Source organism: Kitasatospora sp. NPDC002551, from assembly GCF_040296005.1.
Taxonomy (GTDB): Bacteria; Actinomycetota; Actinomycetes; order Streptomycetales; family Streptomycetaceae; genus Kitasatospora.
Genome location: NZ_JBEOWI010000024.1, coordinates 18,969 through 36,005 on the forward strand (window position 1 = coordinate 18,969; position 17,037 = coordinate 36,005).

General features: G+C 73.2%; 14 protein-coding genes. 6 read left to right on the top strand and 8 right to left on the bottom strand.

Annotation, left to right across the window (positions count from 1 at the left end):
* Window positions 1-56 precede the first annotated feature (56 nt).
* The 4 genes from ABT093_RS20890 to ABT093_RS20905 form a co-directional block, all read right to left on the bottom strand.
* Window positions 57-1,124, bottom strand: a complete 1,068-nt coding sequence (locus ABT093_RS20890) for an NAD(P)/FAD-dependent oxidoreductase (RefSeq protein WP_350566340.1) — start codon at window positions 1,122-1,124, stop codon at window positions 57-59.
* 129 nt (window positions 1,125-1,253) lie between these two features.
* Window positions 1,254-2,267, bottom strand: coding sequence for an RNA polymerase sigma factor SigJ (sigJ, locus tag ABT093_RS20895; RefSeq protein ID WP_350566342.1), 1,014 nt, complete (start codon window positions 2,265-2,267; stop codon window positions 1,254-1,256).
* A 123-nt stretch (window positions 2,268-2,390) separates the two neighbouring features.
* Entirely contained in the window at window positions 2,391-4,340 is a 1,950-nt protein-coding gene (locus tag ABT093_RS20900; RefSeq protein ID WP_350566495.1) for an ABC transporter ATP-binding protein, read from the bottom strand.
* Between the two features lie 182 nt (window positions 4,341-4,522).
* A complete protein-coding gene (locus tag ABT093_RS20905; protein WP_350566344.1) occupies window positions 4,523-6,256 on the bottom strand; it encodes an ABC transporter ATP-binding protein in 1,734 nt (577 codons plus the stop codon).
* A 322-nt stretch (window positions 6,257-6,578) separates the two neighbouring features.
* On the opposite strand from ABT093_RS20905, the gene ABT093_RS20910 reads away from it, so the two are divergent.
* The 3 genes from ABT093_RS20910 (at window position 6,579) to ABT093_RS20920 (ending at window position 10,423) form a co-directional block, all read left to right on the top strand.
* Window positions 6,579-8,501, top strand: coding sequence for an AMP-dependent synthetase/ligase (locus tag ABT093_RS20910; protein WP_350566345.1), 1,923 nt, complete (start codon window positions 6,579-6,581; stop codon window positions 8,499-8,501).
* 94 nt (window positions 8,502-8,595) lie between these two features.
* Entirely contained in the window at window positions 8,596-9,825 is a 1,230-nt protein-coding gene (gene hemW, locus ABT093_RS20915) for a radical SAM family heme chaperone HemW (protein ID WP_350566347.1), read from the top strand.
* Between the two features lie 40 nt (window positions 9,826-9,865).
* The gene (locus tag ABT093_RS20920) at window positions 9,866-10,423 is read left to right on the top strand and encodes a Uma2 family endonuclease (RefSeq protein ID WP_350566349.1); all 558 of its coding nucleotides are present in this window, start codon (window positions 9,866-9,868) and stop codon (window positions 10,421-10,423) included.
* Here ABT093_RS20920 and ABT093_RS20925 read toward each other — a convergent pair.
* The 4 genes from ABT093_RS20925 to htpX are packed head-to-tail and all read right to left on the bottom strand — an operon-like array spanning window position 10,414 to window position 13,643.
* Window positions 10,414-11,247: a DUF3097 domain-containing protein gene (locus ABT093_RS20925; RefSeq protein ID WP_350566351.1), complete on the bottom strand. Its 834-nt coding sequence runs from the start codon at window positions 11,245-11,247 to the stop codon at window positions 10,414-10,416. The genes ABT093_RS20920 and ABT093_RS20925 overlap by 10 nt on opposite strands.
* Window positions 11,248-11,267: 20 nt before the next feature.
* The gene (locus ABT093_RS20930) at window positions 11,268-12,047 is read right to left on the bottom strand and encodes a DUF2785 domain-containing protein (protein WP_350566353.1); all 780 of its coding nucleotides are present in this window, start codon (window positions 12,045-12,047) and stop codon (window positions 11,268-11,270) included.
* Between the two features lie 42 nt (window positions 12,048-12,089).
* Window positions 12,090-12,677, bottom strand: coding sequence for a PspA-associated protein PspAB (gene pspAB / locus ABT093_RS20935; RefSeq protein ID WP_350566355.1), 588 nt, complete (start codon window positions 12,675-12,677; stop codon window positions 12,090-12,092).
* Between the two features lie 45 nt (window positions 12,678-12,722).
* The gene (htpX, locus tag ABT093_RS20940; RefSeq protein WP_350566356.1) at window positions 12,723-13,643 is read right to left on the bottom strand and encodes a zinc metalloprotease HtpX; all 921 of its coding nucleotides are present in this window, start codon (window positions 13,641-13,643) and stop codon (window positions 12,723-12,725) included.
* Window positions 13,644-13,916: 273 nt separating this feature from the next.
* Between htpX and hrcA the strand changes: the two genes are divergently transcribed.
* From hrcA to ABT093_RS20955, 3 genes are all read left to right on the top strand, one after another.
* Complete coding sequence (gene hrcA / locus ABT093_RS20945; RefSeq protein WP_350566358.1) at window positions 13,917-14,951, top strand: heat-inducible transcriptional repressor HrcA; 1,035 nt, start codon at window positions 13,917-13,919, stop codon at window positions 14,949-14,951.
* Window positions 14,952-15,024: 73 nt separating this feature from the next.
* Complete coding sequence (gene dnaJ / locus ABT093_RS20950; RefSeq protein ID WP_350566360.1) at window positions 15,025-16,167, top strand: molecular chaperone DnaJ; 1,143 nt, start codon at window positions 15,025-15,027, stop codon at window positions 16,165-16,167.
* A gap of 81 nt (window positions 16,168-16,248) precedes the next feature.
* A complete protein-coding gene (locus ABT093_RS20955) occupies window positions 16,249-16,998 on the top strand; it encodes a 16S rRNA (uracil(1498)-N(3))-methyltransferase (protein WP_350566361.1) in 750 nt (249 codons plus the stop codon).
* The last annotated feature ends 39 nt before the right edge of the window (window positions 16,999-17,037 follow it).

Consider the following 17,037-nt stretch of genomic DNA (forward strand, 5'->3'; position numbering starts at 1 on the left):
CGCGAGGGGCCCGGGACGCACACCGCGTCCCGGGCCCCTCGGGCGTGCCGCGCCGCTCAGCGCAGCGACAGCACGACGGACTTGAGGATCGCCGCCTTGGCCAGCCGCCCGGCCCGCCCGGTGAGCACGGTGGGCCGCATCGAGTCGTCGCCGTGGATCAGCTGGAGCAGGCCGTCGCGCCGCCCGAGGCTCAGGCACTGCACGACGTAGCGGAAGGCGAACGGCTTGTCGGTGCGCCCCGTGAGCACCTTGCCGAGGTACTGGCCCTGCGGCAGGGCGGTGGCGCAGCCCATCCGCAGGGTGCCGGTGCCGGGCACGGTGACCTCGGCGGCGTCGCCGATCACGTACACCTCGGGGTGCGACACCGACCGCAGGTGGTCGTCGACGACGGCCTGTCCGCCGGGGGTGACGGCGAGGCCGGCCTCGGCGGCCAGCGGGTGCGGCTCCATCGAGGCGGCCCAGACGACCAGGTCGGCGGGGATCCGGCCGGTGGTGGTGCTCAGGCCCTCGGCGTCGACGGCGGTGACGGCGCTGTGCTCGTGGATCCCGACGCCGAGTCCGCGCAGCACGCGGTGGACGTGGTCGTGGCCCCGGGCCGAGAACCAGCCGCCGACCTGCTCGGCGGCGACGATCCGCACGGTCCAGCGCGGGTGGGCCTCGGCGAGTTCGGCGGCCAGCTCGATGCCGGTGGCGCCGCCGCCGACGACCGCCACGGTGCCGGGGCGCCCGGCGGTGCGCAGCCGCTCGGCGACCTCGGCGGCCCGTTCGACGGGGTGGGCGTGCTCGGCGGCGCCGGGGACGCCGTGCCAGGCGGTGCGGCTGCCGAGGGCGTAGACGAGGGTGTCGTAGGCGAGGGTGTCGCCGTTGTCGAGGACGATCTTGCGGCCGGTGAGGTCGAGGCCGGTGGCGCGGGCCCGGACGTGCCGCACGCCCCGTCCGCGCAGCACCTCGTCGATGGCGGGCCGGTGCACGGGGAGGCCGGCGGTGGTCTCGTGCTGGCGGACGCGGTGCAGGATGCGGCTCTCGGGCGCGACCAGGGTCACCCGGCCGCGCTTTCCGGCCCGGGTCGCGGCGGCGAGGCCCGCGTAGCCGGCCCCCAGTACGACGATCTGCTTCTCGGTCATGTCGTCCCGCTCCTTCGTGGCGCCGTCGTCGACGCCCTCTCGCGGCGCCCCCGGGGTGGCCGGGGAGCGCTTCTCCGCGTGTTCGGAAGGGGGACGACGGCGCCCGGGGAAGTGTGACCGTGACCTGCGTCACACCTCCGGAGGGGTGGCGGGGGCGTTGAGGTGGCCGAGCTTCTCCGGGTTGACCACCGCGTACGCCTCGGTGATCCGGCCGTCGGCGACGGTGAAGGCCAGCACGCCGCCGACCACGCCGGGCCGGGTGTACCAGACGAGTCCGGGCTCGCCGTTGACCAGCGCGAACTCCACGGTGGCCTCGGGCGTGACCCACTTGGCGACCAAGCCCAGCACGAGCCGGGAGACCTTGTCGGCGCCGAGCACCGCGCGGGCGCCGGCGGTGACGACGCCGCCGCCGTCGGAGTGCCAGACGATCCCGGGGTCGAGGACGGCGAGCAGGCTCTCGATGTCGCCGCGGGCGCTGGCGGCGGCGAACGCCTCGATGGCCTGCCGGTGCTCGGCCGGGTCGGCGGTGGCCCGGCGTCCGCCGTCCTTGATCCGGCGGCGGGCGCGGGAGGCGAGCTGGCGGGCGGCGTCGGGGCTGCGGTCGAGGGAGGCGGCGATCTCGTCGAAGCCGACGGCGAAGACGTCGTGCAGGACGAAGGCGGCGCGCTCGGCGGGGGTGAGCTGTTCCAGGACGGCGAGCAGCGCGAGGGAGACGGACTCGCCGCGTTCGGCGAGGTCGGCGGGGGAGGCGGGGGCGTCCTGGTAGGAGAGGGACGGTTCGGGCAGCCATTCGCCGAAGTAGGACTCGCGGCGGGCCCGGGCGGAGCCGAGCTGGTCGTAGCAGAGCCGGGTGACGACGGTGGTGAGGTAGGCGCGGGGGTCGGCGACGGTGGTGCGGTCGGCGGCGCGCCAGCGCAGCCAGGCCTCCTGGAGGACGTCCTCGGCGTCGGTGAAGGAGCCGAGCATCCGGTAGGCGACGGAGCCGAGGTAGCGCCGGTGCTCCTCGAAGGCGTCCGGGCCGCCGGCGGCGGGCGCGCCCGCGGTACCAGCGCCCGCGGTACCAGTGGTCGGGGTACCGGCGGCCGGGGTCTCCTCGGCCGGGGTTCCGGGCTCGGCGGCGGTCGTCGACGGTTCGTCACTCACGGCCCATACCGTAGCGCCCGCCGCCGCGGCGGCGAGTTCCGGCGGCGCGCGGCGGGGCCCGCACGCGCGGGAGCCCGGGGCGGACACGAGGACCGTCCGCCCCGGGCTCCCGGTGGCACGCGGCTACTCGACCTCGGCCACCGCCTCGGCGAACTGCGCCTTGTAGAGCCGGGCGTAGGCCCCGTCGGCGGCGATCAGCTCGTCGTGGCCGCCCTGCTCGACGATGGAGCCGTTCTCCATCACCAGGATCACGTCGGCGTCCCGGATGGTGGAGAGCCGGTGGGCGATGACGAAGCTGGTGCGGCCGGTGCGCAGCCGGGCCATGGCCCGCTGGATGAGTACCTCGGTGCGGGTGTCGACGGAGCTGGTGGCCTCGTCGAGGACGAGGATCGAGGGCTGGGCGAGGAAGGCCCGGGCGATGGTGATGAGCTGCTTCTCGCCGGCGCTGACGCCGGTGCCCTCGTCGTCGATGACGGTGTCGTAGCCCTCGGGCAGGGTGCGCACGAAGCGGTCGACGTGGGCGGCCCTGGCGGCCTCGACGACCTGTTCGCGGGTGGCGCCCGTCCGTCGCCCGTCACCATCCTTGGCCGGGTCGCCGCGCTCCGCGCCTCCGTCCGCGCCGTAGGCGATGTTGTCGGCGATGGTGCCGCCGAACAGCCAGGTGTCCTGGAGGACCATGCCGATGCCGGAGCGCAGTTCCTCGCGGGACATCGCGGCGATGTCCACGCCGTCCAGGGTGATCCGGCCGGAGCTGACCTCGTAGAACCGCATCAGCAGGTTGACCAGGGTGGTCTTGCCGGCACCGGTGGGGCCGACGATGGCGACGGTCTGGCCGGGTTCGACCTTGAGCGAGAGGTCCTCGATGAGCGGCTTGTCGGGGTCGTAGCGGAAGGCGACGTCCTGGAAGACGACCCGGCCGCGCAGGGTGTCGGGGCGCTCGGGCATGGCCGGTTCGGGGGTCTGCTCGGGGGCGTCGAGGAGTTCGAAGACGCGCTCGGCGGAGGCGACGCCGGACTGCACCAGGTTGGCCATGCTGGCGACCTGGGTGAGCGGCTGGCTGAACTGGCGGGAGTACTGGATGAAGGCCTGGACGTCGCCGATGGACAGCGCGCCGCTGGCCACCCGCAGGCCGCCGACGACGGCGATCAGCACGTACTGGAGGTTGCCGATGAGCATCATCGCGGGCTGGATGATGCCGGAGATGAACTGGGCCTTGAAGCTGGAGGCGTAGAGGGCCTCGTTGTGCTCGCGGAAGGTCTCGGCGGACTCCTTCTGCCGGCCGAAGACCTTGACCAGGGCGTGGCCGGTGTACATCTCCTCGATGTGCGCGTTGAGCTGTCCGGTGGAGCGCCACTGCTGGACGAACTGGGGCTGGGCGCGCTTGCCGACGCGGGTGGCGACGACGACGGACAGCGGGACGGCGATCAGCGCGATGAGGGCGAGCAGCCAGGAGATCCAGAACATCATGGCGAGCACGCCGACGACGGTGAGCAGCGAGTTGACCACCTGGCCCATGGTCTGCTGCATGGTCTGGCTGATGTTGTCGATGTCGTTGGTGACCCGGCTGAGGACCTCGCCCCGGGGCTGCTTGTCGAAGTAGCTGAGCGGCAGCCGGGCGAGCTTGGCCTCGGTGTCCTGGCGCAGCCGGTAGCCGGCGCGCTGGATGGCGCGGGCGGCGAGGCGGCCCTGGACGACGCCGAAGACGGCGGAGGCGACGTAGATGGCGAGGACCCAGAGCAGGACGGTGCCGATGGCGTCGAAGTCCATGCCCTGGCCGGGGGTGAAGTCCACGGAGGAGAGCAGGTTGGCGAGGTCGCCGTCGCCGCGGGCGCGCATGGAGTCGATGATCTGCTGCTTGGAGGCGTCGGCGGGGAAGCGGCTGCTGATGACGCCGGCGAAGATCAGGTCGGTGGCGTTGCCGAGGATCTTGGGGCCGACGATGGCGGCGCCGATGCTGAGGACGCCGAGGGCGAGGACGCCGGTGATCAGGGCGCGCTCGGGGCGCAGCAGCTTGAGCAGCCGCTTGCCGGAGGCCTTGAAGTCCATGGACTTCTCGGCGCCCTGGCCGCCCATGAAGCGGCCGGGGCCGGCGGGGCCGCGGCGGGCGGCGGCGGCCTGGGAGTCGCCGGCCGGCTGGGGCGGGCGGCCGCCCGCGCCGGGTCCACCGGGTCCACCGGGGCCGCCCGGGCGGCCCGGACCGCCGGGCCGCCCGCCGGGTGCCTTGTCGAAGCCGGGCGCGGACTTGTCGGGGCTGGTCACGCCGCCTCCTGCTCGGTGAGCTGGGAGAGCACGATCTCCCGGTACGTCGGGTTGTCGGCCATGAGCTCGCCGTGGGTGCCGCTGCCGACGACGGCGCCCTCGTCCAGGACGATGATCCGGTCGGCGTCGCGGATGGTGGAGACGCGCTGGGCGACGATCACCACGGTGGCCTCGGAGGTCTCGCGGGCGAGCGCCTTGCGCAGCCTGGCGTCGGTGGCGTAGTCGAGGGCCGAGAAGGAGTCGTCGAAGAGGTAGACGTCGGGCCGGCGCACCAGCGTGCGGGCGATCGCCAGGCGCTGGCGCTGGCCGCCGGAGACGTTGCTGCCGCCCTGCGAGATGGGCGCGTCCAGGCCTTCGGCGAGCTGTTCGACGAAGTCCTTGGCCTGGGCGATCTCCAGGGCGTGCCAGAGTTCCTCGTCGGTGGCGTCGGGGCGGCCGTAGCGCAGGTTGCTGGCGACGGTGCCGGAGAACAGGTAGGGCTTCTGCGGGACGAGTCCGACGCTGTCGGACAGGGCCGTCGGGTCGAGTTCGCGGACGTCGACCCCGCCGAGCAGGACCTGCCCGGAGGTGGCGTCGAAGAGCCGGGGGACGAGTCCGAGCAGGGTGGACTTGCCGCTGCCGGTGGAGCCGATGACGGCGGTGGTCTCGCCGGGGCGGGCGGTGATGCCGATGCCGCGCAGTACGGAGGCCTCGGCGCCGGGGTAGCGGAAGTCGACGTCGCGCAGTTCGAGGTGGCCGCGGCGCAGCACCTCGGTGACCGGGGCGGCGGGCGGCACGACGCTGGAGCGGGTGTCGAGCACTTCCTGGATGCGTTCGGCGCAGACCTCGGCGCGCGGCACCATCATGAACATGAAGGTGGCCATCATGACGCTCATGAGGATCTGCAGCAGGTAGGAGAGGAACGCGGTCAGGGCGCCGATCTCCATCTCGCCGCTGTTGATCCGGTGGGCGCCGAACCACAGCACGGCGACGCTGGAGATGTTGACGACGAGCATGACGCCGGGGAACAGGTAGGCCATCAGCTTGCCGACCTGCAGCGAGACGCCGGTGAGGTCCCCGTTGGCGTCGGCGAACCGGTTCTGCTCGTGTTCGTCCTTGACGAAGGCGCGGATGACCCGGATGCCGGTGATCTGCTCGCGCAGGACCCGGTTCACGGTGTCGATCTTCTCCTGCATGCTGCGGAAGCGCGGGCGCAGCTGGCGGACCAGGAGGGCGACGACGAGGCCGAGGGCGGGCACGACGGCGAGCAGCAGTCCGGACAGCGGTACGTCCTGGTTGAGCGCCATGATGATGCCGCCGACGCACATGATCGGTGCGGCGACCATCAGGGTGAACGACATCAGCACCAGCATCTGGACCTGCTGGACGTCGTTGGTGGTGCGGGTGATCAGCGAGGGCGCGCCGAACTGGCCGACCTCGCGGGCGGAGAAGCCCTGGACGCGGTCGAACACGGCGGCGCGGATGTCGCGGCCGACGGCCATGGCGGTGCGGGCGCCGTAGTAGACGGCGCTGATCGAGCAGAGGGTCTGCAGGAGGGTGACGGCGATCATCACGGCGCCCACGCGCAGGATGTAGCCGGTGTCCCCCTTGATCACTCCGCTGTCGATGATGTCGGCGTTGAGCGTGGGCAGGTAGAGCAGCCCGAGGGTGGACACCAGCTGGAGGAGCACCAGCAGGGTGATCGGTCGGGTGTAGGGGCGCAGGTACGCCCTGAGCAGTCTGATCAGCACTGGCTCACTCTTGTCGTCGGCGGCGGCGTTGGCATCCCAATTCTCGTTGTTCGGGAGGCCGGTACATGAGATTCCGGGCAAGCGAGCCGGATCTTTGTCCAGCCCTTTGCCGAACGTTCCGGGGGGCGCGGTTGTGCCGTGCACCGGTGGTTCGGGAGGGTGCCAGCTCGGCCCGCCCTCTTACGGAATGACCGGTTTCCCCCTAGGCTGCTGGCAGCCCTCGTTGTTACTCGCCGGTACCGGTCCGGTTGCCGTGGGGGCCGGCGGCCGCCCCCACGGACGCCACATCTTCCAGACGGCCACCCGCTCCCGGAGGTCCTCGTTGAGTTCCGCGCAGTCCCTGATCGACTCCGGCCGCACCGACATCGTGGCCGGTCGCCCGGCCTCCGTCGCCCACCTGTTCCAGGAGCGGGTCGCGCTGACCCCCGGTGGCGAGGCCTACCGCTATCCCGTCCCGGTGGACGAGCACGCGGCGGACAGCACCCCCGGCGCCGAGCAGTGGCGGTCGCTGACCTGGGCGCAGACCGCGGCCCGGGTGTACGCGGTGGCGGCCGGGCTGCTGTCGCTGGGCATCGAGGCCGAGGACCGGGTCGCGCTGGCCTCCTCCACCCGGCTGGAGTGGATCCTCGCCGACCTCGGCAACATGTGCGCCGGCGCGGCCACCACGGCCGTCTACCCGAGCACCAACGCCGACGAGACGGCCTTCATCCTCTCCGACTCCGGCTCCCGGGCCCTGTTCGCCGAGAACGCGGCCCAGCTGGACAAGGTGGCCGGCGAACTGGACCGGCTGCCCGGGCTGGAGACGGTGATCCTGTTCGACGCGCCGGACGGGCCGCCGCCGGCCGGCCGGCTGCGGGTGATCACCCTCGCCGAACTGGAGCGGCTCGGCGCCGAGCACCTGGCCGCGCACCCGGACGCCGTCGACAAGGCGGTCGCCGCCCTCGACAGGGAGCAGCTGGCGACCCTCATCTACACCTCCGGCACCACCGGCCGCCCCAAGGGCGTGCGCCTGGTGCACGACTGCTGGGCCTACGAGGGGCGGGCACAGGAGGCGAGCGGTCTGCTGGCCGCCGACGACGTGCAGTTCATGTGGCTGCCGCTGTCGCACGTGTTCGGCAAGACGCTGATCTCGGGGCAGATCGCGACCGGGCACGTGATGGCGCTGGACGGCCGGGTGGAGCGGATCATCCACAACCTGCCGGTGATCCGGCCGACCATCATGGCCTCGGCGCCGCGGATCTTCGAGAAGGTCTACAACGGCATCGCCGGAAAGGCCCGCGCGGAGGGCGGCGCCAAGTACAAGATCTTCCTGTGGGCGGCGCGCACCGCCCGCGACTACGCCCGCACCGTCCAGGAGACCCGGGTGGCGACCGGCGTGGGCAGCGCCCCGGCGGCGCTGCGGATGAAGCACGCCCTCGCCGACCGGCTGGTGTACGCGAAGATCCGGGCCGCCTTCGGCGGGCGGCTGCGCGGGGCGGTGTCCGGCAGTGCCGCGCTGGCCCCGGAGATCGGCTACTTCTTCGTCGGCGCCGGGGTGCCGATCCTGGAGGGCTACGGGCTGTCGGAGACCAGCGCCGGCTCCAGCGTCAACCGGGCCGAGGACATCCGGGTGGGCACGGTGGGCCGTCCGCTGCCGGGCACCGAGGTGCGGATCGCCGAGGACGGCGAGATCCTGCTGCGCGGCCCCGGCGTCATGCGCGGCTACCACAACCTGCCCCAGAAGACCGCCGAGGTGCTGGAGGCGGACGGCTGGTTCCACACCGAGGACATCGGCGAGCTGTCGCCGGACGGCTTCCTGCGGATCACCGACCGCAAGAAGGACCTGTTCAAGACCTCCGGCGGCAAGTACGTCGCGCCCAGCGAGGTGGAGGGCAAGTTCAAGGCGGTCTGCCCGTTCGTCAGCAACGTCCTGGTGATCGGCAACGGCCGCAACTACTGCACCGCGCTGATCGGCCTGGACGAGTCGGTGATCATGCCGTGGGCCGCCGAGCACGGCCTGGCCGGCCGCTCCTACGCCGAGGTGGTCGCCGACCCGCGGACCCACGAGCTGATCGACGGCTTCGTGCGGCGGCTCAACGGCCAGCTCCAGCGCTGGCAGACGATCAAGAAGTTCCACCTGCTGCCGCGCGACCTGGACGTCGAGCACGGCGAGCTCACCCCGAGCCTGAAGATCAAGCGCCCGGTGGTGGAGCGGACCTACGCGGAGGCGGTCACCGCGATGTACGCGGGCGCCAACGAGGCCTGATCCGGCCCGCCCGCCGCGCCCGGCCCCGCCTGTCCCGCACCGCCCGGAGGGCCGTACGGGACAGGCGGGGCCGGCTGTACGGGACAATGGGGTCATGCCCTCCGCACTTCCCGACGGCGAACCGGTGCCGTCCGACGGTTCCCTGCCCGCGCACGCCCTCGACGGGCTGGGCTCGCGGCCGTTCGGCTTCTACCTGCACGTGCCCTACTGCGCGAGCCGCTGCGGCTACTGCGACTTCAACACCTACACCGCCACCGAGCTGCGCTCCTCGGGCACCGTCGCCTCGCAGGAGACGTACGCGGACAACGTGGTGGCCGAGGTCCGGCTGGCCCGGCGGGTCCTCGGCGCGGACGCGCCGCCGGTGCGCACCGTCTTCCTGGGCGGCGGCACCCCGACCCTGCTGCCGGCCCGTGACCTGGTGCGGATGCTCGCCGCGATCCGCGAGGAGTTCGGGCTCGCCGAGGGTGCCGAGGTCACCACCGAGGCCAACCCGGAGTCGGTGGACCCGGCGTACCTGGCGGAGCTGCGCGAGGGCGGCTACAACCGGATCTCCTTCGGCATGCAGTCCGCCCGCCCGCACGTGCTGAAGCTGCTCGACCGCCACCACACCCCCGGGCGCCCCGAGGCCTGCGTCGCCGAGGCCCGCGCGGCCGGCTTCGAGCACGTCAACCTCGACCTCATCTACGGCACCCCCGGCGAGTCCGACGACGACTGGCGGGCCTCCCTGGACGCCGCGATCGGAGCCGGCCCCGACCACGTCTCCGCCTACTCGCTGATCGTCGAGGAGGGCACCCGGCTGGCCGCCCGGGTCGGGCGCGGCGAACTGCCGATGATCGACGACGACGTGCACGCCGACCGCTACCTGATCGCCGAGGAGGCGCTGGGCGCCGCCGGCTACTCCTGGTACGAGGTCTCCAACTGGTCCACCACCCCCGAGGGCCGCTGCCGCCACAACGAGCTGTACTGGACCGGCGGCGACTGGTGGGGCGCCGGCCCCGGCGCGCACAGCCACGTCGGCGGCGTCCGCTGGTGGAACGCCAAGCACCCCGCCGCCTACGCCCGGGCCCTCGCCGAGGGGCGCACCCCCGCCCAGGGCCGCGAGCGCCTCACCGCCGAGGACCGCCGCGTCGAGCGCGTCCTGCTGGAGCTGCGCCTGGCCGAGGGCATCCCGCTGGACCTGCTGACGGAGACCGGCCTGAAGGCCGCGCGGCAGCACCTGGCCGACGGCCTCCTCGCCCCGGAGCCCTGGTCCGGGGGCCGCGCCGCCCTCACCCTCCGGGGCCGCCTGCTGGCGGACGCGGTGGTGCGCGACCTGGTGGACTGAGTGTCGTTAACGTGGTGTCAGCCGTCGGAGGGAGCGCGCAGTGACCGCCATCGATGACCGGATGACGGGGATCTTCGAGAACCTGGAGGTCCCGGAAGGCTTCAAGGCCGAGCTCATCAGGGGGGAAACCGTGATGACGGCGGGGCCGGACATGGCCCACGACCTCATCGTCGAGTCGATCGTCGACCAGATCCCGCGCACGCGGTGGCACTGGCTCCAGACCCAGGACGTGGCGTTCCCCGCCGACGCGAGCGAGCCGCAGCCGGATCTGGTGGTGATCGAGCGAGGAACCGTCGAGGGGCCGGGGCGTCTGGTGCCCGCGCCGGCCGTGACGTTGGTCGTCGAAGTCGTGTCGAAGACCAGTGTGCTGCGCGACTACCGCACCAAGCGGGAGCTCTACGCGGAGGGTGCTGTCCCCCTCTACCTGATCGTCGATCCGATCAAGGGCCTCTGTGTGCTGCTGGCCGAGCCGACCGAGGCGAGTGCCTCGGGGCTGCCGGACTACGTGGCCGAGCGGACCACCAAGTTCGGCGAGCCGGTGCCGCTGGACCTGTTGGGCGTCGTTCTCGACACCTCGGAGTTCCGGACCTACTCCTGAGGCGGCAGGGTCACGAAGTCGATCAGCTCCTCGACCTTGCCCAGCAGCTCGGGCTCCAGGTCCCGGTAGGAGTCCACCCTCGACAGGATCCGCTTCCACGCCGCCGGGGCGTCCTCGGGCCAGCCCAGGCGGCGGCAGGTGCCGGTCTTCCAGTCCTCGCCCCTGGGGACGGCGGGCCACGCGGGGATGCCGACGGAGGAGGGCTTCACGGCCTGCCAGACGTCGATGTAGGGGTGGCCGACGACCAGCACGTGCGGGCCGGTGACCCGGGCGGCGATGCGGTGCTCCTTGGTGCCCGGGAGCAGGTGGTCGACCAGGACGCCGAGGCGGCGGCCCGGGCCGGGGGCGAAGTCGGCGACGATCGCGGGCAGGTCGTCGACGCCCTCCAGGTACTCGACGACCACGCCCTCGATCCGCAGGTCGTCGCCCCAGACCCGCTCCACCAGCTCGGCGTCGTGCCGGCCCTCGACGTAGATCCGCGACTCGCGGGCCACCCGGGCCCGGGCACCGGGGACGGCGACCGAGCCGGAGGCGGTCCGGCCCGGGGCGCGTGCGGGGGCCGGGCCCGGGGGCCGGACCAGGGTGACCGTCCGGCCCTCCAGCAGGAAGCCGCGCGGGACCATCGGGAAGACCCGGTGCTTGCCGAAACGGTCCTCCAGGGTGACGGTGAAGCCCTCGGCGGTCTTCTCGCAGCGCACCACCGCCCCGCAGAAGCCGCTCGCCGCCTCCTCGACCACCAGGTCCCGCTCGGCGGGCACCTCGGGGGCGGGGGTCTGTTTCTTCCACGGCGGGGTCAGGTCGGGTCCGTACTGGCGGCTGCGCATTCCACGGAGTCTACGAGGCGTCAGCCGGTGAACGGCGAGTTCACCACCAGGATCCCGGCGATCCGTTCGCGCAGCGCGGCCGAGTGCGGCAGCGGCACCGGGTCGCCGCCGCGCTCCATCCGCACGCCCCGGTCGGCGAGCACGTACAGCATCCGCAGCGTGCGCAGGGTGTTGGAGACGACGGCGGGCACGGCGCCGGTGGTCGCCGAGGGGCGGCGCGGCGGCTGGGCGGCGATCACGTCGAGCCAGCCCAGTGCCTGCCGCTCGGTCAGCTCGGGGCGGGTGAGGATCTGCGCGAGGGCGCGGCCGAGCCGGTCGTCCTCCAGGGCGTCCAGGACGTGGTCGGTGGGGGCGAGCAGCCGGGCGGCGACCAGCTCCAGCAGCGGCGTCGGGTCGGCGAGCAGCGGGCCGCGCCCGAGGGCGGCCAGGTAGTCGGCGCCGTGCGCGAGGGCGTGCAGCCAGCCGAGTTCGGCGTCGAAGCCGCGCAGGTCGGTCTCGGCGAGGTACCAGCGGGCGAAGGCGTCCAGCCAGGCGCTCCGGTGCGCACCGAGGTCGGCGAGGTCGGCGAGGACCAGCGGGGCGAAGGTGCGGGCCTGGATCTCGGGGTCGGACAGCCGCTCGGCCATCTCGTCGCCGAGGGCCAGGCGCTGCTCCGGGGTGAGCAGGGGCACCCAGCGGCACAGCTGCTCGTAGGCGCGGCTGTCGCGGGTCTCGGGGTCGGGCGAGCGCAGGGCGGCGCTCACCGCGGCGAGCAGGTCGGGGGTGGGTTCGGCGGTCTCGATACCGGTCCAGTCGATCATGGTCGGACCCTAGGGGCGCCGGACCGCCGCGGCCACCGGTTTTCACAGCCCCGGCGCGCCCCAGACCGGGAACCAGCGGGTGAGGTCCTTCTCCAGCCGCAGGTCGTTGCCGAGCATCGCGTTGACCTCCAGCTCCAGCGGGCTGTCGCGCTTCTCCCCGCCGCCCGGCAGCGGCGCGAAGGGGTAGAAGGTGCCGCGCTTGTACAGGTAGACCAGGGCCAGCGGCCGGCGCCCGTCGGCGTCGCGGAAGCCGACCAGCGAGCAGAGCAGCTGCGGCCCGAAGCCGTGCGCCTCCAGCTCGCTGTTGACCGCGTGCAGGTCGTTGACCAGCTCCGGCAGCTCCTCGGGGGTGTGCCGGGCCAGCAGCCAGGAGTAGCCGTACGCGTCCCTGGACGCCTCGACGGGGACGCCGCCGCGCTCGGTGTCGGCGTCCAGCAGGGCCCGGACCTGGCGTTCGACCTCGTCGAAGGCCCCGCCCTCGACCGAGGCGAAGCAGACCGAGCCGAGTCCGGTGGGCCGCAGTCCCGCTCCCGCCTCCAGGGTCAGCGCGGCGGAGGGAACCCCGAACAACTGGTCGAGGTCCGGCTTGACGGGCTTGGTGCGGCCGAACAGCGCGTCCAGGATTCCCACGGCGGTCCTTCCGGGTCGGGGCCGGCGGCTGAGCCGGTCGGCGGGTCAGCGGCCGAGCCGCGCGGAGATCTTCGCCAGCTGGGCCAGCCGCTGCTCCAGCGAAGGGTGGGTGGAGAACAGCTGGGTGGCGGCCTCGCGGGCGCTCAGCGCGGGGGCGAAGTAGAAGGCGTTGTAGGCCTGCGCCTGGCGCAGGTCCTTGGTCGGGATGGCGGCGATCTGGCCGGTCACCTTGGTGAGCGCCGAGGCCAGCGCGCTGGGCCTGCCGGTGAGCTGGGCGGCGGCCCGGTCGGCGGCCAGCTCCCGGTAGCGGGACAGCAGCCGGGTCAGCAGGAAGCTGATCGCGTAGACCGCGATCGACACCAGCGGAATGACCAGCGCGGCGATCGCCGCGTTGGAGTCGTTGCTGTTGCGCCCGCCGCCCATGAAGCCGCCGTACATGGCGATCCTGGTCATCGCGCCGGCCAGCACGCCGAGGAAGCCGGCCACCGTCATGACGGCGACGTCCCGGTGGGCGACGTGCGACAGCTCGTGCGCGAGCACGCCTTCCAGTTCCTCCGGCTCCAGCCGGCGCAGCAGGCCGGTGGTGACGCAGACCACCGCGTTCTGCGGGTTGCGGCCGGTGGCGAAGGCGTTCGGCATGTCGTTGTCGGCGACGGCGACCCGGGGCTTGGGCATGTCGGCGAGCGCGCAGAGCCGGTCGACGGCGCCGTGCAGCTGCGGGTACTGCTCGGGGGAGACCCGGTGGGCGCCCATCGCCCGCTCGGTGATCTTGTCGCTGAACCAGAACTGGGCGACGAACAGGCCGCCGGAGATCAGGACGATGATCGGCCAGGCGCCGCGCAGCAGTGCGATCAGCAGCCCGGTGAATCCGACGTACAGCAGTCCGATCAGGAACATCGTCCCCACCATCCGGCCGGTCAGGCCGCGGTCGGGGGCGAAACGGGTGTGCTGGCCCGGGGTCGACATCGCTGTTCCTCCGTTCGCCGTCCGCTTCCGATGCTGCCACCCGGACGGGCCCGCGGCATCATCCGCGCGCCGCGAACTGCGGGCAGGATCACCCCGGCCGGGCCGTTCCTGCCGTCGGACCCGGGCCTTACACTGGCAGGTACGGTTCTGGCACTCGGATGGTCGGAGTGCCAAGGCCGGGCCCTGCGGGGCCGGCCCGAAGCTCGGAACACGGACACGTGCCACAACGGCGTGTCACAACGGACAACGCGTGAAGACGGAGGTGCGTGCCCCATGGCCGGTGAGGTCCGCCAGCTCGACGACCGCAAGCTCGCGGTGCTTCGCGCGATCGTCCAGGACTACGTGGGGACGGAGGAGCCGGTCGGCTCCAAGGCCCTGGTGGACCGCCACAACCTCGGGGTCTCCCCGGCCACCGTCCGCAACGACATGGCCGCGCTGGAGGAGGAGGGCTACATCCACCAGCCGCACACCAGCGCCGGGCGCATCCCCACCGACAAGGGCTACCGGCTGTTCGTCGACAAGCTGGCCGAGGTCAAGCCGATGAGCGCGCCCGAGCGGCGGGCGATCCGGCACTTCCTGGACGGCGCGGTGGACCTCGACGACGTGGTCGCCCGCACGGTGCGGCTGCTGGCCCAGCTGACCCGCCAGGTCGCGGTGGTGCAGTACCCCTCGCTGAGCCGCTCCACGGTCCGGCACATCGAGCTGGTCGCGCTGGCCCCGGCGAAGGTGATGCTGGTGCTGATCACCAACACCGGCCGGGTCGAGCAGCGGCTGGTGGACTGCCCGGGCACGGTCGGCGAGACGCTGCTGGCGGATCTGCGGGCCCGGGTCAACGCGCGGGCCGCCGGCCAGCGGCTCCCGGACGTCCCCGGGCTGCTCGACGACCTGCCCGCGCTGTTCGAGGCGGCCGACCGGCCGACCGTCACGGTGGTGCTGGCGACGCTCTTCGAGACGCTCGCCGAGCAGAGCGAGGAACGGATCATGCTGGCCGGCACGGCCAACCTGACCCGTTTCGGCCACGACTTCCCCCTCACCATCCAGCCGGTGCTGGAGGCGCTGGAGGAGCAGGTCGTCCTGCTCCGCCTCCTGGGTGAGACCGCGGACGCCGGGATGACGGTGCGGATCGGCCGGGAGAACGCCTACGAGGGGCTGAATTCCACGTCGGTCGTCTCGGTCGGCTACGGTTCGGGCGACGAGAGCGTGGCCAAACTGGGTGTGATCGGTCCGACCCGGATGGACTATCCGGGCACAATGGGGGCGGTGCGAGCGGTGGCACGGTACGTGGGCCAGATCCTGGCCGAGTCGTAGGAACGGCGCCGTCAAAAATTTGACGGCGCCCAAGTCGCAAGCACTCTTACAGGCGGAACAAGCGGAGCATTTGGTGGCCACGGACTACTACGCGGTACTCGGCGTCCGACGGGATGCGGGGCAGGACGAGATCAAGAAGGCGTTCCGGCGCCTGGCGCGCGAACTGCACCCGGACGTCAACCCGGACCCGAAGACGCAGGAGCGGTTCAAGGAGATCAACGCCGCCTACGAGGTGCTCTCCGACCCGCAGAAGCGCCAGGTCTACGACCTCGGCGGCGACCCGCTCTCGCCGAACGGCGGCGGCGGGGCGGGCGGCTTCGGCGCGGGCGCGGCCGGCTTCGGCTTCTCCGACATCATGGACGCCTTCTTCGGCGCCGCCTCCGGCCAGCGCGGCCCGCGCTCGCGCACCCGGCGCGGCCAGGACGCGATGATCCGCCTGGAGATCACCCTGGAGGAGGCCGCGTTCGGCACCACCAAGGAACTCCAGGTGGACACCGCCGTCACCTGTACCACCTGCAGCGGCGAGGGTGCCGCGCCCGGCACCTCCGCGCAGACGTGTGACATGTGCCGCGGCAAGGGCGAGGTCTCCCAGGTCACCCGGTCCTTCCTGGGCCAGGTCATGACCTCCCGCCCCTGCCCGCAGTGCCAGGGCTTCGGCACCGTCGTGCCGACCCCGTGCCCGGAGTGCGCCGGTGACGGACGGGTCCGCGCCCGCCGCACCCTGACCGTCAAGATCCCCGCCGGTGTCGACAACGGCACCCGGATCCAGCTGGCCGGCGAGGGCGAGGTCGGCCCCGGCGGCGGCCCGGCCGGCGACCTGTACGTCGAGATCGCCGAGACCACCCACAGCGTGTTCCAGCGGCGCGGCGACGACCTGCACTGCACCGTCACCATCCCGATGACGGCGGCCTCGCTCGGCACCCAGGTGCCGCTGCAGACCCTGGACGGGGTGGAGGAGGTCGACATCCGGCCCGGCACCCAGTCCGGCCAGTCCATCCCGCTGCACGGCCGGGGCATCACCCACCTGCGCGGCGGCGGCCGGGGCGACCTGATAGTGCATGTCGAGGTGCAGACGCCCACCAAGCTCGACGCCGAGCAGGAGGAGCTGCTGCGCCGCCTGGCGGTGCTGCGCGGCGAGGAACGGCCGTCCGGCCAGTTCGCGCCCGGGCAGCAGGGGCTGTTCTCCCGGCTGAAGGACGCCTTCAACGGCCGGTAGCCGTCCCGCGCGGGGGTGCCGAGGCTTTCTCGGCACCCCTTTCGCGTCCCCGTTCCCCTTCCCACCCCGGAGGTTCCCCGCATGACCGCGCCCGTGTTCGTCGTCGAGACCGAGCGGATCGCCGGCGCCGCGCCCGGCGCGCTGGTGCGGCTGGACGGGCCGGAGGGCCGGCACGCGGCCGCCGTGAAGCGGCTGGAGCCGGGCGAGGCGCTCACCCTGACGGACGGGCTCGGCCTCGGCGTGGACGGCACCGTCGCGGCGGTGCCCGGCAAGGACGAGATCGACGTGACGGTGGCGGCCGTGCGCCGCGAGCCGGAGCCGGCGCCGCGGATCGTCGTCGTCCAGGCGCTGCCCAAGGGCGACCGGGGCGAGCTGGCCGTGGAGACCATGACCGAGGTCGGCGTGGACGTGGTGATCCCCTGGGCGGCCTCGCGCTGCATCACCCAGTGGAAGGGCGAGCGCGGCGGCAAGGCGCTCGCCAAGTGGCGGGCCACCGCGCGGGAGGCCGGCAAGCAGTCCCGCCGGCTGCGCTTCCCCGTGGTCCGCGACGTGATGACCACCCGGCAGCTGGCCCCGGTGCTGCTCGGCGCCGCGTTCGCGGCCGTGCTGCACGAGGAGGGCGCCGAGCCGCTGGCCGGCGCCGCGCTGCCGGGCACCGGGGACCTGGTGCTGGTGGTCGGCCCGGAGGGCGGGGTCTCCCCGGAGGAACTGGCCGCCTTCGCCGCGGACGGCGCCAAGCCGTACCGGCTCGGCCCGTCGGTGCTGCGCACCTCCACCGCGGGCGTGGCCGCCGGCGCGCTGCTGCTGGGCCGCACCGGCCGCTGGTCCTAGCACGCGTCCCCCGCAGGGGGCCGGGGTCGGGAAAGTCCG